24 protein-coding genes are annotated in these 24,101 nt (G+C 74.5%); 18 read left to right on the top strand and 6 right to left on the bottom strand.

Going from position 1 to position 24,101, the window contains the following annotated elements; translation table 11 throughout:
* Together IF23_RS0100005 and mycP are read left to right on the top strand one after the other, a co-directional pair.
* Positions 1–997, top strand: a 997-nt coding sequence (locus IF23_RS0100005; RefSeq protein WP_245654845.1) for a hypothetical protein, incomplete at its 5' end; no start/stop codon positions are given.
* Positions 994–2,181 carry a type VII secretion-associated serine protease mycosin gene (gene mycP, locus IF23_RS0100010; protein ID WP_030278306.1) on the top strand — a complete coding sequence of 396 codons (1,188 nt, stop codon included), beginning with the start codon at positions 994–996 and terminating at the stop codon, positions 2,179–2,181. The genes IF23_RS0100005 and mycP, both read left to right, overlap by 4 nt.
* A gap of 96 nt (positions 2,182–2,277) precedes the next feature.
* On the opposite strand, the gene IF23_RS0100015 is transcribed toward mycP, so the two are convergent.
* Positions 2,278–2,718 carry a PPOX class F420-dependent oxidoreductase gene (locus IF23_RS0100015; protein ID WP_030278307.1) on the bottom strand — a complete coding sequence of 147 codons (441 nt, stop codon included), beginning with the start codon at positions 2,716–2,718 and terminating at the stop codon, positions 2,278–2,280.
* 126 nt (positions 2,719–2,844) lie between these two features.
* On the opposite strand from IF23_RS0100015, the gene IF23_RS0100020 reads away from it, so the two are divergent.
* A complete protein-coding gene (locus tag IF23_RS0100020) occupies positions 2,845–3,579 on the top strand; it encodes an SseB family protein (protein ID WP_030278309.1) in 735 nt (244 codons plus the stop codon).
* Positions 3,580–3,693: 114 nt separating this feature from the next.
* Positions 3,694–4,431, top strand: a complete 738-nt coding sequence (locus IF23_RS0100025; RefSeq protein ID WP_030278311.1) for an MIP family channel protein — start codon at positions 3,694–3,696, stop codon at positions 4,429–4,431.
* A gap of 68 nt (positions 4,432–4,499) precedes the next feature.
* On the opposite strand, the gene IF23_RS0100030 is transcribed toward IF23_RS0100025, so the two are convergent.
* Positions 4,500–4,880 (bottom strand): DUF1844 domain-containing protein, encoded by a 381-nt coding sequence (locus tag IF23_RS0100030; protein WP_030278313.1) that lies wholly within the window; start codon positions 4,878–4,880, stop codon positions 4,500–4,502.
* A gap of 353 nt (positions 4,881–5,233) precedes the next feature.
* Here IF23_RS0100030 and infC point away from each other — a divergent pair, with 353 nt between their 5' ends.
* The 10 genes from infC (at position 5,234) to IF23_RS0100080 (ending at position 16,581) form a co-directional block, all read left to right on the top strand.
* Positions 5,234–5,935: a translation initiation factor IF-3 gene (gene infC / locus IF23_RS0100035; RefSeq protein ID WP_078653697.1), complete on the top strand. Its 702-nt coding sequence runs from the start codon at positions 5,234–5,236 to the stop codon at positions 5,933–5,935.
* Between the two features lie 118 nt (positions 5,936–6,053).
* Complete coding sequence (rpmI, locus tag IF23_RS0100040; protein WP_030278317.1) at positions 6,054–6,248, top strand: 50S ribosomal protein L35; 195 nt, start codon at positions 6,054–6,056, stop codon at positions 6,246–6,248.
* A 101-nt stretch (positions 6,249–6,349) separates the two neighbouring features.
* A complete protein-coding gene (rplT, locus tag IF23_RS0100045) occupies positions 6,350–6,733 on the top strand; it encodes a 50S ribosomal protein L20 (protein ID WP_030278319.1) in 384 nt (127 codons plus the stop codon).
* A 117-nt stretch (positions 6,734–6,850) separates the two neighbouring features.
* Positions 6,851–7,705, top strand: coding sequence for a TrmH family RNA methyltransferase (locus tag IF23_RS0100050; protein ID WP_030278321.1), 855 nt, complete (start codon positions 6,851–6,853; stop codon positions 7,703–7,705).
* Between the two features lie 98 nt (positions 7,706–7,803).
* Positions 7,804–8,919, top strand: coding sequence for a sensor histidine kinase (locus IF23_RS0100055; RefSeq protein WP_030278323.1), 1,116 nt, complete (start codon positions 7,804–7,806; stop codon positions 8,917–8,919).
* Between the two features lie 180 nt (positions 8,920–9,099).
* Positions 9,100–10,224, top strand: a complete 1,125-nt coding sequence (gene pheS, locus IF23_RS0100060) for a phenylalanine--tRNA ligase subunit alpha (protein ID WP_030278325.1) — start codon at positions 9,100–9,102, stop codon at positions 10,222–10,224.
* A 1-nt stretch (position 10,225) separates the two neighbouring features.
* Entirely contained in the window at positions 10,226–12,751 is a 2,526-nt protein-coding gene (gene pheT / locus IF23_RS0100065) for a phenylalanine--tRNA ligase subunit beta (RefSeq protein ID WP_030278327.1), read from the top strand.
* A 457-nt stretch (positions 12,752–13,208) separates the two neighbouring features.
* Entirely contained in the window at positions 13,209–14,558 is a 1,350-nt protein-coding gene (locus tag IF23_RS0100070; protein WP_245654846.1) for a PP2C family protein-serine/threonine phosphatase, read from the top strand.
* A gap of 96 nt (positions 14,559–14,654) precedes the next feature.
* Entirely contained in the window at positions 14,655–15,992 is a 1,338-nt protein-coding gene (locus IF23_RS0100075) for an NsdA family TPR-like regulatory protein (protein ID WP_030278330.1), read from the top strand.
* 58 nt (positions 15,993–16,050) lie between these two features.
* Entirely contained in the window at positions 16,051–16,581 is a 531-nt protein-coding gene (locus IF23_RS0100080; RefSeq protein ID WP_030278332.1) for an NUDIX hydrolase, read from the top strand.
* Between the two features lie 51 nt (positions 16,582–16,632).
* Here the strand turns inward: IF23_RS0100080 and IF23_RS0100085 are convergent, their stop codons facing one another.
* Positions 16,633–16,890 carry a hypothetical protein gene (locus IF23_RS0100085; protein ID WP_030278335.1) on the bottom strand — a complete coding sequence of 86 codons (258 nt, stop codon included), beginning with the start codon at positions 16,888–16,890 and terminating at the stop codon, positions 16,633–16,635.
* Positions 16,891–17,148: 258 nt separating this feature from the next.
* Positions 17,149–18,018, bottom strand: coding sequence for a 3-hydroxybutyryl-CoA dehydrogenase (locus IF23_RS0100090; protein WP_030278337.1), 870 nt, complete (start codon positions 18,016–18,018; stop codon positions 17,149–17,151).
* A 164-nt stretch (positions 18,019–18,182) separates the two neighbouring features.
* Between IF23_RS0100090 and IF23_RS0100095 the strand changes: the two genes are divergently transcribed.
* A complete protein-coding gene (locus tag IF23_RS0100095; RefSeq protein ID WP_030278339.1) occupies positions 18,183–19,451 on the top strand; it encodes a glycoside hydrolase family 10-like protein in 1,269 nt (422 codons plus the stop codon).
* A 77-nt stretch (positions 19,452–19,528) separates the two neighbouring features.
* Here IF23_RS0100095 and IF23_RS0100100 read toward each other — a convergent pair whose 3' ends face one another.
* Both IF23_RS0100100 and IF23_RS0100105 read right to left on the bottom strand, forming a co-directional pair.
* Positions 19,529–19,729 carry a DUF1918 domain-containing protein gene (locus tag IF23_RS0100100; RefSeq protein WP_030278341.1) on the bottom strand — a complete coding sequence of 67 codons (201 nt, stop codon included), beginning with the start codon at positions 19,727–19,729 and terminating at the stop codon, positions 19,529–19,531.
* Between the two features lie 187 nt (positions 19,730–19,916).
* The gene (locus IF23_RS0100105; protein WP_030278343.1) at positions 19,917–20,906 is read right to left on the bottom strand and encodes a DMT family transporter; all 990 of its coding nucleotides are present in this window, start codon (positions 20,904–20,906) and stop codon (positions 19,917–19,919) included.
* On the opposite strand from IF23_RS0100105, the gene IF23_RS0100110 reads away from it, so the two are divergent.
* The 3 genes from IF23_RS0100110 (at position 20,905) to IF23_RS0100120 (ending at position 24,076) form a co-directional block, all read left to right on the top strand.
* Positions 20,905–22,368, top strand: coding sequence for an aminotransferase-like domain-containing protein (locus tag IF23_RS0100110; RefSeq protein ID WP_030278345.1), 1,464 nt, complete (start codon positions 20,905–20,907; stop codon positions 22,366–22,368). The genes IF23_RS0100105 and IF23_RS0100110 overlap by 2 nt on opposite strands.
* 53 nt (positions 22,369–22,421) lie before the next feature.
* A complete protein-coding gene (locus tag IF23_RS0100115) occupies positions 22,422–22,874 on the top strand; it encodes a GNAT family N-acetyltransferase (protein ID WP_030278346.1) in 453 nt (150 codons plus the stop codon).
* A gap of 146 nt (positions 22,875–23,020) precedes the next feature.
* Entirely contained in the window at positions 23,021–24,076 is a 1,056-nt protein-coding gene (locus IF23_RS0100120) for a hypothetical protein (RefSeq protein ID WP_030278349.1), read from the top strand.
* The last annotated feature ends 25 nt before the right edge of the window (positions 24,077–24,101 follow it).

Here is a 24,101-nt window from a genome sequence, read left to right on the forward strand (position 1 = left end):
CCCGCGCCCCGCCGCCGCGCCCGGATTCCGGGACACCGCCGCCTACCACCTGGCCCGCAGCCAGGGCCTGTGGGCGCCCGGCGGCGCCGCGCCCCGCGCCCGCGCCGCCACCCGGGGCCCGGGCACCGGACTGCCCCCGGGCCGCACCGGCGGGCCGTTCCGCCCCCGTACCCCGCTGCCGCCGCAGGCCGCCGGACCGCTGGGCCCGCCCCGTCCGCTGTCCGCGCCCCGCCGCCCGCTCTCCCGGGCGTTCGCCGCCGCGGCCTGCCTGGTGCTGGGCACCGGGCTCCTCTGCGGCGCGGTCGCCGGGAGCTGGCTCACCGAGGGCGCCGACACCCGTACCGCCGCCCAGATCGCGTACGACAACGGCCGCGACGCCTGGCACAACGCCCCCGTCGACGCGCTCTTCCCACCGGTCGTCGACGGGCTCGGCGCCGGTCCTGGCGGCTCCGACCGCCGCTGGACCCGGGTCGCCGTCGCCCCGGACCGCGCCTGCGCGGGCGCCGAGAACCCGGAGCTGGCCAAGGCCCTCGCCCCGGCCGGTTGCGTACGCCAGCTGCGCGCCACCTACCTCGACGCCACCCGCACCGACCTCGTCACCGTCGGCGTCCGGACCGCCCGGGCCGACCAGGACACCATGAAGGCGCTGCGCCACCACTTCGCCGCCAAGGGCCTCGCCGACGACGCGGACCTCATGCCCCGCACCTACGCACCCGAGGACACCCCGGCCGCCTCCTTCGGCGCCGACCGGCGCGCCACCTGGACCGTGCGGGTACTCACCGACATCCCGGTCGTCGTCTCCGCCGTCGCCGGGTTCGCCGACGGCCGCACCGTCACCCCGCCGCAGCCCGCCGCGGACGCCGTCCGCCCCGGCACCACCACCGTGGCCGCCGAAGCCGGGCTCGGCCACGACGCCGAGGGCCTCGCCGACCGGATCGAGGCCACCTTCCGCGCCGCGGCCGGCAGCACCACCCGCACCACGGAGGCATCCCCGTGACCCGAGCCCCGCTGCGCGCCGCCGCCGCGCTGACCACGGTCCTGACCGCCGCCCTGGCGCCGCTGCTGACCGCCGCCCCGGCCCGCGCCGACGGCATCCGCGCCCAGGAGTGGGCCCTGGAGGCCATCCACGCCCAGGACGCCTGGCGCACCACCAAGGGCAAGGGCGTCACCGTCGCCGTCCTCGACACCGGCGTCGACGCCGACCACCCCGACCTGCGCGGCTCGGTCGCCCCCGAGAAGGACCTCATCGGCTTCGGCGCCGGTCCCGGCGACCCCCAGTGGGCCGTCCACGGCACCGGAATGGCCGGGATCATCGCAGGTCACGGCCATGGCCCGGAGAAGGGCGACGGGGTGCTCGGCATCGCCCCGGAGTCCCGGATACTCCCGGTCCGGGTGATCCTGGAGGACGACGACCCGGCCCGTAAACGCGCCCGCGCCGAACGTGCCGGGGCCCTCGCCGACGGCATCCGTTACGCCGCCGACCACGGCGCCGACGTCATCAACCTCTCCCTGGGCGACGACAGCGCCTCCGCCCACCCCGAACCCCGCGAGGACGCCGCCGTCCAGTACGCGCTCGGCAAGGGGATACCCGTCGTCGCCTCCGCGGGCAACGGCGGCGAGGAGGGCAACCGCGCCTCGTACCCGGCCGCCTATCCCGGTGTCATCGCCGTCACCGCCGTCGACCGCTACGGCAGCCGCGCCGACTTCTCCACCCGCCACTGGTACGCCACCGTCGCCGCCCCGGGCGACGAGGTCGCCACCGCCAACCCCGACCGCACCTACTACGAGGGCTGGGGCACCAGCCCGGCAGCAGCCTTCGTCTCCGGCTCCATCGCCCTCATCCGCGCCGCCCACCCCCGTCTGAGCCCCGCGCAGATCCGCCAACTCCTCATGGCCACCGCGCAGGACCGCCCCGACGGCGGCCGGGACGACGACCGCGGCGCCGGAACCGTCGACCCCGCGGCGGCCCTCAAGGCCGCCGCCGACCTCGAACCGGCCGCCCAGAAACCGGCCCCCGCCGCCCACACCGCACGCCACTTCGGCCCCGGCCGCACCGCCGAGGCCCACGGCACCGCCCCCGCGGGCTGGTTCCCCTGGACCGCCGCGGCCGCGGGCACCGCCCTCCTCGCCGCCGCCGCGGCCCTCTGGCGCGACCGCCACCCCACCCGCCTCTTCCGCTAGCCCCGGCCCGTACGGGAAGCCCCGCCCCGTACGCGGGACGGGAGAGGGGCCCGGCCGGTCCGGACCACCGCGGGCCGGGTCACCCCGGATGCGCCCCTACGACGCCGCGCCCGGTGCCCCCGCGGGCAGCGGTTCGACGCCCGTGACGCGGCGCGCCCGGTCAGGCTCGATGAGCACCATCACCCGCTGCTCACCCGGGAGCAGCCACTCGTACCCCTCGGCGCCGCGGTAGACGCGCGCCAGCTCGTCCATGTTCCGCTCCGCCTCCGGGCCCTCGACGAAGCGGACGGCGCGGCCGTGGATCTGCACCCGGTCGTACGGGTCGTCCGGGTCCGCGTGGGAGAGGCAGACCCGCGGGTCGTGGCGGAGGTTGCGCTCCTTGACCCGTCCCACGGAGGTGTTGAACAGCAGCAGGTCCCCGGCGAGCCCCACCCACATGGGGCTCACATGCGGCGATCCGTCCGGGTTGACCGTGGCGACGTACCAGAAGGTCGGCGCCTCGATCCGGCGGCGGATGTCGTTCGGCAATTCGATCATGGAGCCGAGCCTGCCCCCACCACGGCGGATACACCTCCGTCCACCCCCGCGTGGCGCGGGCCACCGCGCCCGCGGCCCGCGGCACCCGCCCCCGGCCGCCCGCCCCCGTGCCGCTAGGCTCGCCCCGTGGCGCAGAAGAACATCCCGGACCCCGGTTTCTCCGACGACGACGGCTCCGCCGACCCGGCCCTCGCGGCCGCGCTGGCCGCCTACGACCGCGACCGGAGCGCCGAACCGCAGCTCCTCGCGGCCCTCTCCGGCGCCCGGGTGCTGGTGCCCGTCGTCGCCGTCCTCGGCGAGAGCGAGACCGGGCCCGACGGCCTGCGCCGCGAGAAGACCAGCGATATGGCCGTCCCCACGCTCCAGGCCCCCGACGGCCGCCGGGCGCTGCCCGCCTTCACCTCGATGGACACCCTCAAGCGCTGGCGCGCCGACGCCCGCCCGGTGGCCGTCCCGCTCCGTCAGGCGCTGCTGGCCGCCTCCCACGAGAAGGCCGACACCGTCGTCGTCGACCTCGCCGGGCCCGTCACCTACCAGCTCACCGGCCCCGCCCTGCGCGCCCTCGCCGAGGGCCGCCGGGACGCCGATCCGCGCACCGACCCGGCCGTCCTCGACGCGCTGCGCACCCTCCTCGCCGCCGAGCCCGCCGTCCGCCTCGCCCATCTGGCCCCCTCGGCCGAGACCGACGCGACCCTCGCCCTCGGCCTCGCCCCGGACGCCTCCGCCGCCGACGTCGCCCACCGACTGGCCCAGTCCCTCGCCACCGACGAGGAGCTGCGTGCCCGGCTGGTCCGCGGCCTCGACCTGGCCCTGCTGCCGCCCGGCGCGGAGCCGCCCGAGGAGCCCTTCTACCGCCGCTGACCCCGGTGGCCGGTACCTCCACCCGGCCCCGGGCCGCGCCCGCCCGACGGGCGCACCGCTCTCCCCGGTCGCAGAATGCGAGGACAGCTCGGGATCCACGCGAGGAGAGCACCTATGGAGACCACCGAGACCCGCACGCTCCTGTCCGAATTCCTCGGGACGCTGCTCCTGGTGTTCTTCGGTGTCGGCGCCGTGGTGCTGGCCGGTGAGTACATCGGGACCTTCGGCATCGCGCTGAGCTTCGGCTTCGTCATGCTGGCCATGGCCTACTCGCTCGGCCCGATCTCCGGCAGCCACATCAACCCGGCGGTGACCCTGGGCATGCTGCTGGCCCGCCGTATCACCCTCCGTACGGCCGTGGAGTACTGGATCGCGCAGGTGGTGGGCGCCATCGTCGGCGCGGCGGTGCTCTTCCTGGTCGCGAAGCAGATCCCGGGCCTGCGGACCAGCGAGTCGTTCGGCTCCAACGGCTGGGGCGACCGCTCCGCCGTGCATCTCAACACCGGCGGCGCCTTCGTCGCGGAGCTCGTGCTGACCTTCGCCTTCGTCTTCGTGGTGCTCTCCGTCACGCACAAGGTCGCGGTTGTCGGCTTCGGCGGGCTGCCCATCGGTCTGGCGCTGGCCATGGTCCACCTCGTCGGCATCCCGCTCACCGGTACGTCGGTCAACCCCGCCCGCAGCATCGGCCCGGCGCTCTTCGCCGGGGGCGCCGCCATCACCCAGCTGTGGCTGTTCATCGTCGCCCCGCTGATCGGCGGCGCGATCGCCGCGATCGTGCACCGCTACACCCACCCGCCGTACGCCCCGGCGGTCGTCGCCGACGACGTCGCCGCGGAGCCCGAGAAGGACTGACGGCGCCCGCAGACGCGGAAGGAGCCCCGGACCACGCGGTCCGGGGCTCCTTCCGTACGTCCGGCGGGTCAGCCGTAGACCGGTCCGGTGAACTTCTCGCCCGGCCCCTGGCCCGGCTCGTCCGGGACGACCGACGCCTCGCGGAAGGCCAGCTGGAGCGACTTGAGGCCGTCGCGCAGCGGCGCCGCGTGGTACGAGCCGATCTCGGTGGCGCTGGCCGTCACCAGGCCCGCGAGCGCCTGGATCAGCTTCCGCGCCTCGTCGAGGTCCTTGTGGGCGTCGCCCTCCTCGGCGAGCCCGAGGTTGACCGCGGCGGAGCTCATCAGGTGCACGGCGACGGTGGTGATCACCTCGACCGCCGGGACGTCCGCGATGTCGCGGGTCATCGCGTCGAAGTCCGTCTCCGACGCGTCCGGGGCGTCGGGCTGCTGCGGGGTCTGGTCACTCATGTCGGGGCGCTTCGCTTCCTGCCGGGAGGGGATCGCGTCCAGCCTAAGACCCGCCCGTACGGTCCCCGTCCCCGGCCGGTCCTCCGCGCCCGCGCCGTACCTCCGGGGGTTACGGCACCTTCCGCACGGATGTCCGCATCCGCCTGGGGGTCACCTCTTGACTCGTGTATTCTGGTGTTCCGACCGGCCGGACACCCAGGTGACCGGCCCACAAGTGGAGGCTCCGATCTCCCACCCGACCGACCTCAGGGTTGGCGGGTCAACGGTCCGGCTGCGCCCCGCGGAGACCTTCGCGGCGGTGTTCCTGAACCTTTCACGGAGCCCCGCCTGTGTCCCGTCCGGGGCGTTTTTTGATGTACCGGCGCGGTTGGTCACACCGAAACAGAACTGACGCGGCAGTCCGCCAGGCCGTCGCGTGGTGCTACCGAGGAGGATCCATCAGCGCCGAGCCCCGCATCAACGACCGGATTCGCGTCCCCGAGGTGCGACTCGTCGGTCCCAGCGGCGAGCAGGTCGGCATCGTGCCGCTTGCCAAGGCCCTGGAGCTTGCGCAGGAGTACGACCTCGACCTGGTCGAGGTGGCCGCGAACGCACGTCCGCCGGTCTGCAAGCTCATGGACTACGGAAAGTTCAAGTACGAGTCGGCCATGAAGGCCCGTGAGGCGCGCAAGAACCAGGCGCACACGGTCATCAAGGAGATGAAGCTCCGGCCGAAGATCGACCCGCACGACTACGACACCAAAAAGGGTCACGTCGTTCGGTTCCTCAAGCAGGGTGACAAGGTCAAGATCACGATCATGTTCCGTGGTCGCGAGCAGTCCCGCCCCGAGCTGGGCTTCCGGCTGCTGCAGCGGCTCGCGGCCGATGTGGAGGACCTCGGCTTCATCGAGTCGAATCCGAAGCAGGACGGCCGAAACATGATCATGGTCCTCGGTCCGCACAAGAAGAAGACCGAGGCGATGGCCGAGGCCCGTGAGGCGCAGGCCGCCCGCAAGGCGGAGCGCCAGGGTGGAGCTCCCGTGGAGGAGTCCCACGAGGAGCCCGCCGAGGCGTGATTCTCGGGCGCGCCCCGGACATCGCGCCGGGGCACCCGCCCCGGACACAACCGATACATCTGACGCTCCCGTACGGCCCGGGCCGCTGGGAGCGCCACTGACGAGGAGAGAACGGCGCATGCCGAAGAACAAGACGCACAGCGGGACCAGCAAGCGCTTCAAGGTCACCGGCTCCGGCAAGGTGCTGCGCGAGCGCGCCGGCAAGCGCCACCTGCTCGAGCACAAGTCGTCCCGCGTGACGCGTCGCCTCACCGGCAACGCCGAGATGGCCCCGGGCGACGCCAAGAAGATCAAGAAGCTTCTCGGCAAGTGAGTCGCCGCGCCCCTCTCCGTACGGGGCGCGCGACCAGGACCGGGACTAATCGAATCGGGCCGTGTGACGACCACCACGGCCCCGCTACAAGGAGTTAAGAAGTGGCACGCGTCAAGCGGGCGGTCAACGCCCACAAGAAGCGCCGGGCGATCCTGGAGCAGGCCAGCGGTTACCGCGGTCAGCGTTCGCGCCTGTACCGCAAGGCCAAGGAGCAGGTGACCCACTCCTTCGTCTACAACTACAACGACCGCAAGAAGCGCAAGGGCGACTTCCGTCAGCTGTGGATCCAGCGCATCAACGCCGCTGCCCGCGCCAACGGCATGACCTACAACCGCTTCATCCAGGGTCTGAAGGCCGCCAGCATCGAGGTCGACCGCAAGATCCTCGCGGACCTGGCCGTCAACGACGAGAACGCGTTCGCCGCGCTCGTCGAGGTCGCCCAGAAGGCGCTCCCGAGCGACGTCAACGCCCCGAAGGCCGCCTGAACACCGGCCTGACGACGTGACGAGCGGACCCGCAGGCACCGGCCTGCGGGTCCGCCGCCTTTTCACCGGACGCACCCGCCTCTCCCCGCACCGAACCACAGAAGCGAGCCGCCGCCCATGGGCACCCCCGAGCTGATCTCCCCGCGGTCCCCGCGTGTCTCCGCCGCCCGGCGGCTGGCCCGCCGCGCCTTCCGGGCCCGGGAGCGCCGGTTCATCGCCGAGGGCCCGCAGGCCGTACGCGAGGCCATCGCGCACCGCACCGGCGGCGAGCCCACCCTCGTCGAACTGTTCGCGACCGTCGAGGCGGCCGAGCGGCACGCCGAGATCGTCGCCGCCGCGCACGCCGCCGGGATCCGCGTCCACCACGCCGACGACCGCACCGTCGCCGACATCTCCCAGACGGTCACCCCGCAGGGCCTGGTCGGCGTCTGCCGCTTCCTGGACACGCCGTTCGAGGACGTCCTCGCCGCCCGCCCGAAGCTGATCGCCGTCCTTGCGCACGTCCGCGACCCCGGCAACGCCGGTACCGTCCTGCGCTGCGCCGACGCCGCCGGTGCCGACGCGGTGGTCCTCACCGACGCCTCCGTCGACCTCTACAACCCCAAGTCGGTCCGCGCCTCGGTCGGCTCGCTCTTCCATCTGCCGGTCGCCGTCGGCGTCCCCGTCGAGCAGGTGATGGCCGGACTGCGCGGTGTCGGGGCGCGGCTGCTCGCCGCCGACGGTGCGGGCGACCGCGACCTCGACGCGGAGCTGGACGCCGGTTCCATGGGCGGCCCCACCGCCTGGGTCTTCGGCAACGAGGCGTGGGGCCTGCCGGAGGAGACCCGCGCGCTGGCCGACGCCGTCGTCCGGGTGCCCATCCACGGCAAGGCCGAGAGCCTCAACCTCGCCACCGCCGCCGCGGTCTGCCTCTACGCCTCGGCCCGCGCCCAGCGCACCGCCGGTGGCTGCCGCGCCGCCTCGTCCGCCTGACCTCCGTCCCGCCGGATGTGCCCCGGCGGCGCAACCCCGAGCCGTCCGCGGGTGTTGTCAGTAGGGTGACGGGCCGGGGCCGGAGGGGGCTGGTGGGGATGGACGCGAGGACACCGGACGAGAGGGGCGGCGGGCCGCCGGGCCGGGCCGCCGGAGAGACGGCGGACGGGCCGGTGGTGGCGCCGGACGACCTGCCCGACGGACTGGTCGTCGCCGACGCCGACGCCACCGTCGTCTGCTTCAACGCCGCCGCCGCGAAGATCACCGGCATCCGGGCGGCCGACGCCCTCGGCCGCCCCCTGGAGGAGGCGCTGCCGCTCCAGGACATGGAGGGCCGCCGCTGGTGGCGGGTGACCGACCCGTACGGCGGTCTCGCCATCCGGCGCGGGCAGCCCGAGCGGAATCTGCTGCTCGGCGGCCGCGAGGTGCTGGTCTCCGCCCGCTACCTCCGCGACGGTCGGGGCGGGCCGCTGCGTCGGCTGGTCGTCTCGCTGCGCGGCACCGAGGCCCGGCGGCGTACGGAGGTCAGCCACGCCGAGCTGATCGCGACCGTCGCTCATGAACTGCGCTCGCCGCTGACCTCCGTCAAGGGGTTCACCGCCACCCTGCTGCGGAAGTGGGAGCGGTTCACCGACGACCAGAAGCGGCTGATGCTGGAGACCGTCGACGCCGACGCGCACCGGGTCACCCGGCTCATCGCCGAGCTGCTGGACATCTCCCGTATCGACTCCGGGCGGCTGGAGGTGCGCCGCCAGCGGATCGACATGGTCGCGGCGGTGCGGCGGCACGTCCAGGCGCAGATCACCGCGGGGCGCTCCCCGGGCCGTTTCATGATCCGGGTGTGCGGGGCGCTGCCCGATCTGTGGGCCGACCCGGACAAGGTCGACCAGGTGCTGAGCAACCTGCTGGAAAATGCGGTGCGGCACGGCGAGGGAACGGTCACCATCGAGGTCACGGCAGCCACGGTGACCAGCGGGGAGGGGACGGCGGTGACGGTCGGCGACGAGGGGGCGGGGATTCCCGAGGAGTCCATGGGCCGGGTCTTCACCCGCTTCTGGCGCGGCAGCAAACGCGGCGGCACCGGCCTCGGCCTCTACATCGTCAAGGGCATCGTCGAGGCACACGGTGGCGCCATCACCGTCGGCCGGGCCCCCGCGGGTGGCGCCGAGTTCCGATTTATCCTGCCCGCCGCCACCCCGGCCTTCATGGCCTGACCGTCCGGCGGCGGGCGCCCCCGCCCGGGGCTCGGACCGGCACCGTCGGCCCGTCCCCTTAGACTTGCCCTTTGGCACCTTTGGCGCACAAGCATCGCGGGCGCAGCGCGGGCTCGGCATCCGAAGTTTGTGATCGAAGAGGCGTGAAGCCAAGCCAGACCACCGGAAGCACGGGAAGAGATGTCCGCACCCAATAAGTCGTACGACCCTGTCGAGGTCGAAGCCCTGAAACCGGAAGAGATCGCCGCCCGGCTGGACGAGGCGCTCGCCGCCGTCGCCGCCGCGGGCGATCTCGAAGCGCTCGCCCAGGCGAAGATCGCACACGCCGGTGGCACCTCGCCGCTCGCCCTCGCCAACCGCGAGATCGGCGCGCTGCCCCCGCAGGCCAAGGCGGAGGCCGGCAAGCGCGTCGGCCAGGCCCGCGGCCGGGTCAACCAGGCGCTCAAGGCCCGCCAGGAGGAGCTGGAGGCGGAGCGGGACGCCCGCGTGCTGGTCGAGGAGGCGGTGGACGTCACCCTGCCGTACGACCGCACGCCCGCCGGTGCCCGCCACCCGCTGACCACCTTCATGGAGCGGGTCGCCGACGTCTTCGTCGCCATGGGCTACGAGGTCGCCGAGGGCCCCGAGGTCGAGGCGGAGTGGTTCAACTTCGACGCGCTCAACTTCGTGCCGGACCACCCCGCGCGCCAGATGCAGGACACCTTCTTCGTCCAGGGTGAGGGCACCAAGGGCGACGAGTCCGGTGTCGTGCTGCGCACCCACACCTCGCCGGTCCAGGCCCGTACGCTGGTCGACCGCGAGCCGCCGGTCTACGTCGTCTGCCCCGGGCGGGTCTACCGCACCGACGAGCTGGACGCCACGCACTCCCCGGTCTTCCACCAGATCGAGCTGCTCGCCGTCGACGAGGGCCTGACCATGGCGGACCTCAAGGGCACCCTCGACCACATGGTCCAGGCGCTCTTCGGCCCGGACATGACCACCCGCCTGCGGCCGAACTACTTCCCGTTCACCGAGCCGTCCGCCGAGATGGACATGGTCTGCTACGTCTGCCGTGGCGCCTCCGTCGGCAACCCGGACCGCCCCTGCCGCACCTGCTCCAGCGAGGGCTGGATCGAGCTGGGCGGCTGCGGCATGGTCAACCCCCGGGTGCTGACCGCCTGCGGGGTGGACCCGGAGAAGTACAGCGGGTTCGCGTTCGGCTTCGGCATCGACCGGATGCTGATGTTCCGGCACAACGTGGAAGACATGCGCGACATGTTCGAGGGCGACGTCCGGTTCACCCGGCCGTTCGGGATGGAGATCTGAGATGCGTGTCCCGCTTTCCTGGCTGCGGGAGTACGTCGACCTGCCGGCGACCGAGACCGGCCGTGACGTACAGACCAAGCTCGTCGCCGTCGGGCTGGAGGTCGAGACGGTCGAGAAGCTCGGCGAGGGGCTGACCGGCCCGCTGGTGGTCGGCCAGGTGCTGACCATCGAGGAGCTGGAGGGCTTCAAGAAGCCGATCCGCTTCTGCACCGTCGACGTCGGCGACGCCAACGGCACCGGTGAGCCGCAGGAGATCGTCTGCGGCGCCCGCAACTTCGCCGTCGGCGACAAGGTCGTCGTGGTCCTGCCCGGCGCCGTCCTCCCCGGCGACTTCAAGATCTCCGCGCGCAAGACGTACGGCAAGAAGTCGCACGGCATGATCTGCTCCGGCGACGAGCTGGGCATGGGCGACGACGGCAGCGGCGGCATCATCGTGCTGCCCCCGGAGTCCGAGATCGGCACCGACGCCATCGAGCTGCTCCAGCTCGTCGACGAGGTGCTGGACATCGCGGTCACCCCCGACCGCGGCTACTGCCTCTCGCTGCGCGGCGTCGCCCGCGAGACCGCCACCGCGTACGGCCTGCCGCTGCGCGACCCGGCGCTGCTCGACGTCCCGCCGCCGAACTCCGGCGGATACGCCGTGAAGGTCTCCGACCCGATCGGCTGCGGCCGCTTCACCGCCCGCACGGTCAGCGGTCTGAGCCCTGAGGCGCGTTCGCCGATCTGGCTCCAGCGGCGGCTGCAGAAGGCCGGGATGCGCCCGGTCTCGCTCGCCGTGGACATCACCAACTACGTGATGCTGGAGCTGGGCCAGCCGCTGCACGCCTACGACCGGGCCACCCTCCAGGGCCCGATCGGCGTCCGCCGCGCCACCGGCGGCGAGGAGATCACCACCCTCGACGGCGTCAAGCGCGTACTGGACACCGAGGACCTGGTCATCACCGACGACCGCGGTCCGATCGGCCTGGCCGGTGTGATGGGCGGCGCCAACACCGAGATTGCCCGGGGCGTCAGCGACCCGGAGACCGGTGAGGTGCGCGGCACCACCGACGTGGTGATCGAGGCGGCGTACTTCGACGCGCTCGCCATCGCCCGTACGGCCCGGCGCCACAAGCTGTCGTCCGAGGCGTCGCGCCGCTTCGAGCGCGGGGTGGACCCGCAGGCGGCCTCCGCCGCCGCGCAGCGCACCGTCGATCTGCTGGTGCTGCTGGCCGGTGGCACCGCCGAGCCGGGCGTCACCGAGGTCGTCTCGCCCAGCGCCCCGCGCACCCTGACCATCCCCGCCTCGCACCCCGACGAGGTCGCCGGTGTCGAGTACGGCCGGGAGACCGTCGTCCGCCGCCTCCAGCAGGTCGGCTGCGATGTCTACGGTCAGGACGAGCTGGTCGTCACCGTGCCGTCCTGGCGGCCCGACCTCACCGACCCGAACGACCTCGCCGAAGAGGTCATCCGGCTGGAGGGGTACGAGAACCTCCCCTCCACGCTCCCGCTGCCGCCCGCCGGTCGCGGTCTGACCGAGCGGCAGCGGCTGCACCGCCGCGTCGGCCGGGCGCTGGCCGGTGCCGGGTACGCCGAGGCGCTGAACTACCCGTTCCTGGGCACGGCCGTCCTCGACCAGCTCGGCATCGGGCCGGACGATGCGCGCCGCAACACCGTCACGCTCGTCAACCCGCTCTCCGACGAGGAGCCCGATCTGCGGACGACGCTGCTCCCGGGCCTCCTCGGCGCGCTGCGGCGGAACGACGGCCGGGGCACGCACGACCTCGCGCTCTTCGAGACCGGCCAGGTCTTCCTGCCGACCGGTGCCGAGAAGCCCGCGGTCCGGCTGCCGGTGGACCGCCGTCCGACCGACGCGGAGATCGCCGAGCTGAACGCCGCGCTCCCGGCGCAGCCGCGCCGCGTCGCGGTGGTGCTGGCCGGCGCCCGTGAGCAGGCCGGTTGGTGGGGCAAGGGTCACCCGGCGACGTGGGCGGACGCCGTCGAGGCGGCCCGTACCGTCGCGCGGGAGGCCGGTGTCGAGCTGACCATCCGTCAGGACCAGCTGGCGCCGTGGCACCCGGGCCGCTGTGCCGCGCTCGTGGTGACCGTCGGCGGCGCGGAGGAGGTCGTCGGCCACGCCGGTGAGCTGCACCCGCGCGTCATCAAGGCGATGGGTCTGCCGGAGCGCACCAGCGCGATGGAGATCGACCTGGACCGCGTCGAGGCCGCCGCCGACGGTCCGCTGCGCGCCCCGCGGATCTCGTCGTTCCCGGTGGCCACGCAGGACGTCGCGCTCATCGTCGACGCCTCGGTCCCGGCCGCCGCCGTGGAGAGTGCGCTGCGCTCCGGCGCGGGTGAGCTCCTGGAGTCGCTGCGGCTGTTCGACGTCTTCAGCGGTGAGCAGGTGGGCGCCGGGAAGAAGTCGCTGGCGTACGCGCTGCGCTTCCGCGCCGCCGACCGCACGCTGACCGCCGAGGAGGCGTCGGCCGCCCGGGACGCGGCGGTCGCAGCCGCCGCCGAGCACACCGGGGCGGTGCTGCGGGGCTGACGGTGGACCGTGCCGTTGACGGCACGGGGCACACGAAGGAGTGAGGGCGCGACCGGCACTGCCGCCGGTCGCGCCCTCGCCTTTTCCGGGGGTGCGCGCCACCCTCCCGCGAAGCCGTCCGCAGGGCTCTGAAAGGCCCGGACGGGGCGGCGACACCTCCCGCGCGACAGGTGGTGTACCGGTTCTTCAGCCACCCCGCGCCACCCCCTCCCGAACCCCTCGCGCACCCCGGTGGGGCGCATTCGCGCAGGTCCGGGCGCGCCCTTGTGCGCGCCCCGTACCACCTCACCCAATGGAGTGATACAGATGCGCACCGTGGGGGTCCGAGCACGTAACGTCGACACAATCGTTGCGGCCGATACGGCCCGCCGTCCGCAGGACCGGGGCGGCTCGACCGCCGCGCAGCCCGCTGTGGGAACCACAGGCAAGGGGGACCATCGGCATGATCCGTAGTCGGGTGAGCGACGGAGCGCGCGCCGACGTCACACGCACCCGGTGGACCTTCGTCCTCGCCCTGCCCGGCCTGTGGGTGTTCGCCGTGCTGGCCTGGGAGCTGTCCTGGCCCAGCAGCGGACAGCTGCTCCAACTGCTCGCCGCCGCCCCGGCCATCGCCTGCGCGGGCACCGGCCGTCGGCTCTGTGTGGTCATGGGCGGCCTCTGCGCCCTCCTCGCGCTCGTACCGTTCGACGGCGCCCCGCCGATCGGCCCGGGGTTGCCCGCCCGCGCCGTCAACTGCGCCGCGATCCTCACGGTGGTGTGTGCCAGCTATCTGACGGCCGGTCGGCGGCTGCGGCTGGTGCGGGAGCTGGTCCGCGCCCGGGAGGTGGCGGCCACCGCGCAGCGGGCGCTGCTGCCCCCGCTGCCGCCCCGCATCGGCACGGTAGCCCCCGCCGCCCTCCACCTCTCCGCCGACGAGGGCGCCTCGATGGGCGGCGACCTCTACGACGTGGTGGCCACCCGGTACGGCGTACGGGCCGTCATCGGCGATGTGCGCGGCCACGGGCTGGCAGCCCTCGCCACGGTCGCCGCGATGCTCGGCTGCTTCCGCGAGGCCGCCCACGACGAGGCCGAACTGAGCGGACTGCTGGGGCGGTTGGAGCGCGCGCACGCCCGTCATCTGGCCGGGCGCGACCCGGCCACGGACGCCGCCCCGCTCGGCCCGGACGCCGAGGAGTTCGTGACGATCCTGCTGCTGGAGATCGCGCCGGACGGCACGGCCCGGGCGCTCAACTGCGGCCACCCGTGGCCGTACCGTGTCGCGCCCGGTGTGGTGGAGCCCGTCGTCCGCGCGGAACCGCTGCCGCCGCTCGGTCTGTTCCCGCTGCCCCGCGCGCTGGAGACGACGGAGTGCGGGCGGCTGACGCCGGGCGAGGGGCTGCTGCTCTACACCGACGGCGCGCATGACGCGCGGGGTGTGGACGGCGGGTTCTTCCCACTGGTCGAAACGGTGCGGCGGTTCGCCGGGGCGCGGGCGGACGCGGTGGTCGGCGGCGTCCACGACGCCCTGCTGCGGCACGCCCGCGGGCGGCTCACCGACGATGTGGCGCTGGTGATGCTGAGCGCCGCACCGCCGCGCGCCTCGGGTCCGGCGCCTTCGGGCCCGGCGTCCTCCGGCCCGGCTCCTGCCGCCCCCGCGCCCTCGGGCCCCGGCCGTCCGGCGGCCCGCGTCGAGGAGCCCGCGCGTCCGTGGAGGCAGGCCCTCGCTCCCCGGCGTCCGGCCCCGGTGCGCCCCTCGGCCGAGCGCCCGCGCTCCGCTGCCGCCGCTCCACGTACGGCGGGTGACGAGGCGTCTTCACACCCCGTGTGAGCCGCGCTTCACTAATCTGGACGTACGGAGTCTGTACGGCGACGAGGTCGGAGCCAGCGGCCCGTGGGCGGGCCCGGCGCACCGGGAGGCCGGTTTATGGAGCCCAACACCCTGCTCGACGCGATCCTCGACGAGGCGGGCATCTCGCACGCCGGTCTCGCCGCGCGTATCAACCAACTCGGCCGCCACCGCGGCCTGGCACTGCGCTACGAACACACCGCGGTCGCCCGCTGGCTCAAGGGCCAGCGCCCGCGCGGTCAGGTGCCCGACCTGATCTGCGAAATCCTCGCGGCGCGGCTGCACCGCCCGGTCGGCCTGGACGACATCGGTCTCGGCCGCCCCGGGGCGCGCCGCTCCGCCACCACCCCGCTCTCCGGCTTCGTCGAACGCGCCACCGCCCTGTGGCGCTCCGACGAACAGCAACGCGCCCATGTCGTCGACGCCCCGGCGCTCACCGGCACCTCCGCGGTCATGCCGGTGTGGGAGTGGGAGAACCCGCCCGAGGACTCCGACGTCTCGCGGGACGGTCAGGCACGGGTCGGGATGGCCGACATCGAGATGCTGCGCGCCGCCCGTACCCACTACGAGCATCTGTACCGCAAGGCCGGTGGGGTGGCGACGCGTACGCGGATCGTGGGGTTCCTCAACACCGAGGCGGCGCCGCTGCTGCGCGGCGCGTACAGCGACGCGACCGGCCGTCAGCTGCACCGCGCGACGGGCGGGCTGGTCGCCGTCGCGGGCATCTGCGCCTACGACTCGGACGCGCTCGGTCTGGCGCAGCGCTACTTCCACCAGGCGCTGCGGCTCGCCAAGGCCAGCGGTGACCGGGGGCTCGGCGCGTACATCATCGCGCTGCTGGTCAACCAGTCGCTGTTCTCCCGCGAGTACCGGCAGGCGGTGGCGTTCGCGGAGGCGGCGCTGCGGACCGCGGGCCCGCAGCTGACCCCGGCGCTCGCCGCCGACCTCTACGCGATGCAGGCCAAGTCCTACGCCCGGCTCGGCGACGGCGCGGGCGCGCTCGCCTGCATCCGGCAGGCGGAGGCGGCGGCCGAGCGCATCCGGCCGGGCCTGGAGCCCGCCGAGACCGGCTACGTCCAGCCGGGTCTGGTGAACGTCCAGGTGGCGGAGGCCCTGTTGAGCCTGGGGGATCTGCGGGCCGCACGGGAGCAGGCGGATGCCGCCGTGGACACTCCCGCACACGACCGGGGCCGGGTCCACCGGCTGGCGATGCTCACCCACATCGAGCTGCGCCAGGGTGACGCGGACCGGGCCGCGGCCAACGCGGCGCAGATGACCGAGCGGGCCAGGGGCGTGGAGTCCCAGCGCTTACGGGACCGGCTGCGGGCGGTACGCGAACATCTGGCGGAGACCGGTAGCTCCGCGACCGACGCGGCGGCCGATCTCATCGACGAGGTGCTGCGCATACCGCTGTAGGTCGATCCCGCACCGGGCCCGTGTCACCTTGCCGGATCTACGCGGAAGGTGGCAGACAGTGCGTTGGAACAATCTCGCGGAAGAGACCGTGTACGAGAACCGCTGGTTCCGGGTGAATCTCGCCGATGTGCGGATCCCCGACGGCCGGCACCTCGACCACTACCTCATCCGGATGCGGCCGGTGGCCGTCGCGACGGTGGTCAACGAGGCCAATGAGGTGCTGCTGCTCTGGCGGCACCGCTTCATCACCGACTCCTGGGGCTGGGAGCTGGCCGCGGGCGTCGTCGAGGACGGCGAGGACATCGCGGTGGCGGCGGCACGGGAGATGGAGGAGGAGACCGGGTGGCGGCCCGGTCCGCTGACCCATCTGATGTCGGTGGAGCCGTCCAACGGCCTCACCGACGCCCGGCACCACATCTACTGGTCCGACGAGGGCACCTACACGGGCCCGCCGCAGGACGGCTTCGAGTCGGACCGCCGGGAGTGGGTGCCGCTGAAGCTGGTGCCCGACATGGTGGCCCGGGGTGAGGTGCCCGCGGCGAACATGGCCGCGGCCCTGCTGATGCTCCATCAGCTCCGCCTCGGCTGAGGCGGATAGCGGCCCGGCACCGCCGTCCCCGGGCGGCGGTGCCGGGAGCGGTCACCTGGCCAGCACCTGCCAGACGGTCACCGCCACCCCCGCCACGGAGGCGAGCGCGGCCACCGACGGCAGCGGCCAGCGGCCGTGCTCCAACTCCGCGATGCGGGCGTTCAATTCGTCCGCATCGCGCTCGTACTGCGCGGACCGCTGCGCGAGCAGTGCCAGTTCGCCGTCGACGCGGGCGGTGCGTACGTCCAGACACCGCCTCAGCTCCGCCACATCGGTGGCTACCAGCTTGCGTTCAGGGTGGGCGGTCACTTTCCGTTGCCTCTTTTCCGCTGTCGCGACATCTGTCATCCGGTTACGAGACCAGTCAACTGCCCGGAAGCAAGAGGCGGGAGTGTGTGCACCGGGCTTCTGTGAGTCAGCGCCACACACCCCGTGTGAAGTAACGGAGAGTGAGGAATGGGAGGGGTGGGAGGGGCACCGGGGAAAGGTGGGGACGGTGCGACGGCAGCGCGACGGCCCGCCCCCGGGGAAGGGGGCGGGCCGTCGGGTGTCCGGAGTGTGGGTGGCTCAGTACGAGTAGAACCCCGACCCGCTCTTCCGCCCCAACCGGCCCGCGTCGACCATGCGGGCGAGGAGCGGGGGCGCGGCGTACAGCGGCTCCTTGTACTCCTCGTACATCGAGGCGGCGACCGAGGCGACGGTGTCCAGGCCGATCAGGTCGGAGAGCTTGAGGGGGCCCATCGGGTGGGCGCAGCCCAGCTCCATGCCGTTGTCGATGTCCTCGCGGCTGGCCATGCCGGACTCGAACATCCGGATCGCGGAGAGGAGGTACGGGATGAGCAGGGCGTTCACCACGAAGCCCGAGCGGTCCTGGGCGCGGATGGCGTGCTTGCCCAGGACGTTCTGGACCAGCGCCTCGGCGCGCGCGATCGTCTCGTCGCCGGTGGTCAGCGCGGGGATCAGCTCGACGAGCTGCTGCACCGGCGCCGGGTTGAAGAAGTGGATCCCGATGACCTGGTCCGGGCGGGAGGTGGCGACGGCCAGCTTCACCAGCGGGATGGAGGAGGTGTTGGACGCCAGGATCGCGTCCGGGCGGGTCACGACCTGGTCGAGGACCTGGAAGATCTCCGTCTTGACCTGCTCGCTCTCCACGACGGCCTCTATCACGAGGTCCCGGTCGGCGAACTCCCCGAGGTCCGTGGTGAAGCTCAGGCGGGCGAGCGCCGAGTCCCGTTCGGCGGGGGTGATCTTGCCGCGGTCGGCGGCCTTGCCGAGCGAGTTCGTCAGCCGGGTGCGTCCCAGCTCCAGGGCTTCGCCGGTGGTCTCGGCGACCATGACCTCCAGCCCGGAGCGTGCGCACACCTCGGCGATTCCGGCGCCCATCTGACCGCAGCCGACGACGCCGACGCGTGCGATGTCGGTGAAAGTGTCCGTCACCTCGTGCCTTTCGCTGATCTACGGGACCCGCGGGGCTCCGTAATGAGGTGCCGGACCCGCCGCGGCCCCCCAAGTTACTCGTACGGGTACGGGCCTCTTGGCGCCGGGGCGGGCATTCTGACCTCCAAGAACCGGACTAAAGACGGACAAGTTGGGGGTATTTGATGAGACGGATCACACGCCGGAGCTTCACCGTGGCGGCGCTCGGGGCCACCGCGTGGCGCACCGGCGGACCCATGGCCGCCGCCGCGGACCCGTCCGGACACCCGGCACCGGCACCGTCCGGCGGGCCGGGCGCCGGGCGGACGCGCCCGCGCCCCACGCTGCGCGGGGTGTGGCTGGCGACCGTCGCCCACCGCGACTGGCCCTCCCGCCCCGGTCTGCCGCCCGCCGAGGCGCGCCGCGAACTCCTCGCCCTGCTCGACGCCGCCGCCGACCGCCGCCTCGACACCGTCTTCTTCCAGGTCCGGCCCACCGCCGACGCCCTGTGGCCGTCACCGTACGAACCGTGGTCGGGCTGGCTCACCGGGCAGCAGGGCCGCGACCCCGGCTGGGACCCGCTGGGCTGCGCGGTCCACGAGGCGCACCGCCGCGGTCTGGAGCTGCACGCCTGGTGCAACCCGTACCGCGTCGCCCTCCACGACGACCCCGGACGCCTGGACCCGTCCCATCCGGCCCGCCGCCACCCGCGGTGGGTGGTGCGGTACGGCGGCAAGCTCTACTACGACCCGGGGCTGCCGGAGGTCCGGCGCTTCGTCCAGGACGCGTTCCTCGACGCGGTGCGCCGCTACCGCGTCGACGGGCTCCACTTCGACGACTACTTCTATCCGTATCCGGTCGCGGGCGAGACCTTCGGCGACGACGCCTCGTACGCGGCGTACGGCGCGGGCTTCCCCGACCGGGCGGAGTGGCGGCGGTGGAACACCGAGCTGCTGGTGCGGGAGACCGCCGCGCGGGTGGCGGCGGTGGGCCGGGCGACCGGGCGGCGGGTGCGGTTCGGGGTCAGCCCCTTCGCCGTCTGGCGCAACCGCGCCACCGACCCGGCGGGCTCGGACACCCGCGCCGGGGTGCAGACCTACGACGACCTCTACGCCGACACCCGGCGCTGGGCCCGGCTGGGGCTGCTCGACTACCTCGCCCCGCAGGCGTACTGGCACCTGGGCTTCGAGGCGGCGGACTACGCGCGGATCGTGCCGTGGTGGGCGCGGACGGTGGCGGGCACCGGTGTGGACCTCTACCTCGGCGAGGCGCTCTACAAGGCGGGCGACCCGGCGCAGCCCGCGCCCTGGCAGGATCCGGCGGAACTCTCCCGCCACCTCACCTTCGCGGACCGGTATCCGCAGGTGGGCGGCCATGTCTTCTTCGCGGCGACGGAGGTGGCCGCCGATCCGTCGGGGGCGATGGCGCGGGTGGTGGCGGACCACTACCGGTAGGCGCGGCTCCGGGCGCCGCCGTGCGGGCGGCGCCCGGAGGTGGGCCGTGGCGCCGCGGGGCGCGCCACGGCGGGGGCTCAGTGGATGTGCTTGCCCGTGCCGTGGCGGACGACCGTGTCGGGGCCGGGCGACATGATCGTCTCGTGGCCCGATTCATCGCGGACGCGGAAGGGGGGATCGCCGTGGTCGCCCAGCACTTCGATGATCTCGACGACGTGGTCCTGGTGTCCGACGGTCCTGCCGTGCACCAGCAGCCGGTCGCCCTTGGTCGCATGCATCAGGGGTCCTCCCGCCTGGGAAGGCCGTGCCGCCGCTCGGCCGGGCGGCCTGGCCAACGGAATTACGGGCCGGGGCGGCCCGGACGGCGGTACATGCCGCTGCGGCCAGTTTACGTCCGGGGGTGCACGGCGCATCCGGCGCGCGCGGGGGGCCGGGCGGACGCGGCCCGGCCCCGGGCCCTGCGGTTCAGCCCCGGCCGCGCTGGGTGACCACGATGCAGGCCAGCACCGCCAGAGCCGCCACCGGGGCCGCGGGCGGCAGGTGTTCGCCGAGCAGGGCGACCGACCAGACCAGCGTCAGCAGCGGCTGCGCCAACTGGATCTGGCTGGCCCGGGCGACCCCGACGGCCGCCATCCCGCGGTACCAGACGACCATCCCGGCGAAGGTCGAACCGGCCGCCAGCCACAGCAGCCCGGCCACCGCGTGCGGCGTCGGGTGCGGCGGCTCGGCGGTGAGCGCGAGGGCCGAGCCCGTGACCGTCACCGGCAGCGCCAGGACCAGCGCCCAGCCGATCACCTCCCAGCCGGGCAGCACACGCGCCAGCCGCCCGCCCTCGGCGTACCCGGCGGCGCAGACCAGCAGCGCCCCGAAGAGGAAGAGGTCACCGGCGCCCGGGCGGCCGCCGCTCTGGTACAGGGCGAACGCGATGACCACCGCCGCACCGGTGAGCGCCGCGAGCCAGAACGTCCGCGACGGCCGCGTCCCGGTGCGCAGCGCGGCGAACGCGGCGGTGGTCAGCGGCAGCAGACCGACGACCACCGCCGCGTGCGAGGTGGTCGTCGTCTCCAGGGCGAGCGTGGTCAGCAGCGGGAAGCCGAGGACGACCCCGCAGGCCACGACGGCGATACCGGGCCAGTGGCGCCGTGCGGGCAGCGGGGTGCGGCGTGCCGCGAAGCAGGCGCCGGCGACGGCGGCGGCCAGGACGCTGCGCAGCATCACCACCGTCCACGGGCCCAGGCCCTCCAGCGCCCAGACGGTCGCCGGGAAGGTGAGCGAGAACGCGGCGACGCCGAGCGCGGCCAGAAGGATGCCGCCGCGGGCGGTGTCGGGGGGAGGGGCGGAGGCGGTGCCGGTGGGCCGGGGTCCGGCCGGGGCGGTGCCGGAGGCCGGGGGCCGGGCCGAAGGGGTGTCGACCGTTATCCGCGCGGCGCCGATAGCGCTATCGTGTGCTCTCATGCATGAGCGTAGCAGCGTCGCCGAACTGGCCGCAGCCCTGCGGAAAGAGGTCAACCGCTACTCCGACGGCGAGAAGCTGCCGTCGAGTCGTGCGCTGCGGGAGCGGTACCGCGTCAGCCCGGTGACGGTCTCCCGGGCGCTCGCCGAACTGGCCGCCGAGGGGCTCGTCGTCACCCGGCCCGGCGCCGGGGTCTTCCGCGCCGCCGCGCCCGCCCGCACCGCGCACCCCGTCGACACCTCCTGGCAGGAGATCGCGCTCAGCGCCGAGGCGGCCGCCGACCAGGTGCCGCGCGGTGTCGACGCCTCCGGGGTGCTCGCCACCCTCGCCGTACCGCCGCCCGGCGTCGTCGAGCTGAGCGGCGGCTACCTCCACCCCGACCTCCAGCCGGAACGCGCCCTCGCCGCCGCGCTGGCCCGGGCCGGGCGCCGCCCCGGGGCGTGGCGGCGCCCGCCGGTGGCGGGGGTGGACGAGTTGCGGGCGTGGTTCGCGCGGGAGATCGGCGGTCCGGGCGGCGCGCTGTCCGGCAACGATGTGCTGATCACGGCGGGCGGCCAGAGCGCCCTGACCGCCGCGCTGCGGGCGCTCGCCCCGCCCGGCGCGCCGGTGCTCGTCGAGTCGCCCACCTACCCCGGCGTCCTGGCGGCCGCCCGCGCGTCCGGGCTGCGGCCGGTGCCGGTGCCGCTCGACGCGGACGGCGTCCGGACCGATCTGCTCGCCGAGGCGTTCCGGGCCAGCGGCGCCCGGCTCTTCGTCTGCCAGCCGCTGTTCCAGAACCCGACGGGCGCGGTGCTCGCGGACGGGCGGCGGGCCGAGGTGCTGCGGGTGGCGCGGGCCGCCGGGGCGTTCGTCATCGAGGACGACTTCGCCCGCCGCCTCGCCCACGGGCCCGCGTCCGCGCTGCCGCCGACGCTGATCTGCGACGACGCGCACGGCACCGTCGTGCACGTCGGCTCGCTGACGAAGGTGACCTCCCCGAGCCTGCGGGTGGGGGCGCTGGCCGCCCGCGGACCGGTCCTCGACCGGCTGCGTGCCATCCAGGTCGTGGACAGTTTCTTCGTCCCGGGGCCGCTCCAGGAGACCGCGCTGGAGCTGGTCGGCTCGCCGTCCTGGCCGCGCCATCTCCGCACGGTTGCCAAGGAGTTGGCCGTCCGCCGGGACGCGCTGACCACCGCGCTGCACACCCGGCTGCCGGAGCTGATGGGCGCGGACGGCGGTACGGCGCCGGGCGTGCCCCGGGGCGGCTGCTTCCTCTGGCTGCGGCTGCCGGACGGCGTCCCCGAAGAGGCGCTGGCCGGTGCGGCGCTGCGGGCCGGGGTCTCGGTCGCCCCGGGCCGCCCGTACTTCCCCGCCGAGCCGCCCGCGGCCCATCTCCGTCTCGCCTTCGGCTCCGCCTCCGGCCCCGCCGAACTCGCCGAGGGCGTACACCGCCTGGCCACCGCCTGGCGGGAGGTCGCACCGTAACCCTCCGCCGGAAAGGGCTCGACGCCCGCCTGCCGGTCTGCGACTCTCCGGTCATGGATGCACACCTGCCCGCGGGCTACGAGCTGTCCACCGACCCGGCGCGCCTGGACCACGAGCGGCTGCACCGCTGGCTGTCCGAGGACAGCTACTGGGCGTCCGGCCGCAGCCGGGAACGGCAGGAGCGGGCGGTGGCGGGTTCGATCAACTTCGGCCTGTACGACAGCGGTTCGGGCCGCCAGGCCGGGTATGCGCGGGTGGTCACCGACCACGCCACCTTCGGCTGGCTCTGCGATGTCTACGTCGATCCGGCCGACCGCGGTCTGGGTCTGGGCACCGCCCTCGTCCGGGCGGTCGCCGCCGACCTCGCGGCGCGCGGACTGCCAAGGGTCGCGCTCGCCACCCGGGACGCGCACGGCGTCTACGAGAAGGCCGGGTTCCGGCCGCTGCCGGTGCCCGGGGAGTGGATGACGTGGCAGCCCGACGCTCCGGACACGCCCGGGCGCTGACCGCCGTTCCCCGTCCGGCCCAGCCGCCACCCGGTCGGCGGAGCGCCGCCCGTGACCTGCACGGATGACGCCGCTCGGGGCCCGCGGCGCGGGGTGCGGGCCCGGACCGAGGTGCGCCCGGCGGGCGGTCGGGGTCTGCTCGGTGCATGTTCATACGGCACGTCCTCCGAAACGTACCGGCCACCGGCGCCCTCGCCGCCTCGCTGGCCCTGACCGGCGCCGGGCCGGTCCTCGCCGCGGGCGACGCCCACCGGGCGGTCGTCCAGCCCGACCCGGTCGCCCCCGGGGAGGAGTTCTCGGTCTTCGACGGCGGCAACTGCCCCGGGGAGAGCGGCGAGGCGACGTTCGACGGCGCGGGCATACCGACGATGAAGCTGTCGACGCTCCGCAACCAGGTGGGCGGCACCGCCCGGGTCCCCGACTCCGTCGAGCCCGGTTCGTACAAGGTGACCGTGGTCTGCGGCGACGGCGGCGAGGACGGCGGCCACGGCGGGAACGGTCGACGGCCCGGCGCACAGGGGCCGTCGGCGGGTGACGGGCTGAAACCCCAGAGCGGTCCGGGCGCCACGGAGCCGAATGCCACGGACCCGAACGCCACGGATCCGGGCGCCACGGCACCGGACGGTGGCCTGCCGGGCGGTGGCCTGCCCGGCGGGACGGCTCCCGGTGGTCAGGCTCCCGGTGGGGCGGCTCCCGGTGGCGGCGCGACGCCGCCCGCCGACGGTCTGCCCGGGGCCGGAGCCGGAGCCGGAGCCGGGGAGGGCGCGTCGCCCGTGCCCGGGGATCCCGGGGCGTCCGGTGGGGCGGTGCTGCCCGGTGACGGGGCGGCGGGCGCGCCGGTGGATCCGGGAGACGCCGCCGGAGCCGGGCTGCCCGCCGGGGCGCCGGTGGACGGAACGGTGGCGGCCGGTCCGGCGGGTGCGGTCACGGCGCGGGCGGTGTCCGCCGTACGGACGGACGGCGGTGGGCGGTCGGACGGGGACGGTGGACGCGGGCACCGGAGGACCACGCTGACCGGGACCCTGACCGTGGTCGCCGCCGACCACGGCCGTCTGCCCAAGGGCGGCTCCGACACCGGTCTCGGCGGCGCCGCGGGCACCGGTCTGGGCACCACCGCACTGGGCGGCGCCCTGCTCGCCGGGGCGATCGGCTGGGGCGTCGTCGACCACCGCCGCCGGAGCCGCCAGGAGGGACGGGACTGAACGCCGAGCGGGGCGGAGCCGCCCC

This window comes from Streptomyces catenulae (assembly GCF_000718015.1).
Lineage (GTDB): Bacteria > Actinomycetota > Actinomycetes > Streptomycetales > Streptomycetaceae > Streptomyces > Streptomyces catenulae.

Coding starts and splice junctions, on each gene's coding strand:
- pheS (WP_030278325.1), top strand. CDS start 9,100: ATGTCCGCACCCAATAAGTCGTACGACCCTGTCGAGGTCGAAGCCCTG.
- IF23_RS0100095 (WP_030278339.1), top strand. CDS start 18,183: ATGAGACGGATCACACGCCGGAGCTTCACCGTGGCGGCGCTCGGGGCC.
- IF23_RS0100025 (WP_030278311.1), top strand. CDS start 3,694: ATGGAGACCACCGAGACCCGCACGCTCCTGTCCGAATTCCTCGGGACG.
- IF23_RS0100050 (WP_030278321.1), top strand. CDS start 6,851: ATGGGCACCCCCGAGCTGATCTCCCCGCGGTCCCCGCGTGTCTCCGCC.
- infC (WP_078653697.1), top strand. CDS start 5,234: ATGTACCGGCGCGGTTGGTCACACCGAAACAGAACTGACGCGGCAGTC.
- IF23_RS0100110 (WP_030278345.1), top strand. CDS start 20,905: ATGCATGAGCGTAGCAGCGTCGCCGAACTGGCCGCAGCCCTGCGGAAA.
- IF23_RS0100030 (WP_030278313.1), bottom strand. CDS start 4,880: ATGAGTGACCAGACCCCGCAGCAGCCCGACGCCCCGGACGCGTCGGAG.
- IF23_RS0100105 (WP_030278343.1), bottom strand. CDS start 20,906: ATGAGAGCACACGATAGCGCTATCGGCGCCGCGCGGATAACGGTCGAC.
- IF23_RS0100100 (WP_030278341.1), bottom strand. CDS start 19,729: ATGCATGCGACCAAGGGCGACCGGCTGCTGGTGCACGGCAGGACCGTC.
- pheT (WP_030278327.1), top strand. CDS start 10,226: ATGCGTGTCCCGCTTTCCTGGCTGCGGGAGTACGTCGACCTGCCGGCG.
- IF23_RS0100120 (WP_030278349.1), top strand. CDS start 23,021: ATGTTCATACGGCACGTCCTCCGAAACGTACCGGCCACCGGCGCCCTC.
- IF23_RS0100015 (WP_030278307.1), bottom strand. CDS start 2,718: ATGATCGAATTGCCGAACGACATCCGCCGCCGGATCGAGGCGCCGACC.
- rpmI (WP_030278317.1), top strand. CDS start 6,054: ATGCCGAAGAACAAGACGCACAGCGGGACCAGCAAGCGCTTCAAGGTC.
- IF23_RS0100055 (WP_030278323.1), top strand. CDS start 7,804: ATGGACGCGAGGACACCGGACGAGAGGGGCGGCGGGCCGCCGGGCCGG.
- IF23_RS0100115 (WP_030278346.1), top strand. CDS start 22,422: ATGGATGCACACCTGCCCGCGGGCTACGAGCTGTCCACCGACCCGGCG.
- IF23_RS0100075 (WP_030278330.1), top strand. CDS start 14,655: ATGGAGCCCAACACCCTGCTCGACGCGATCCTCGACGAGGCGGGCATC.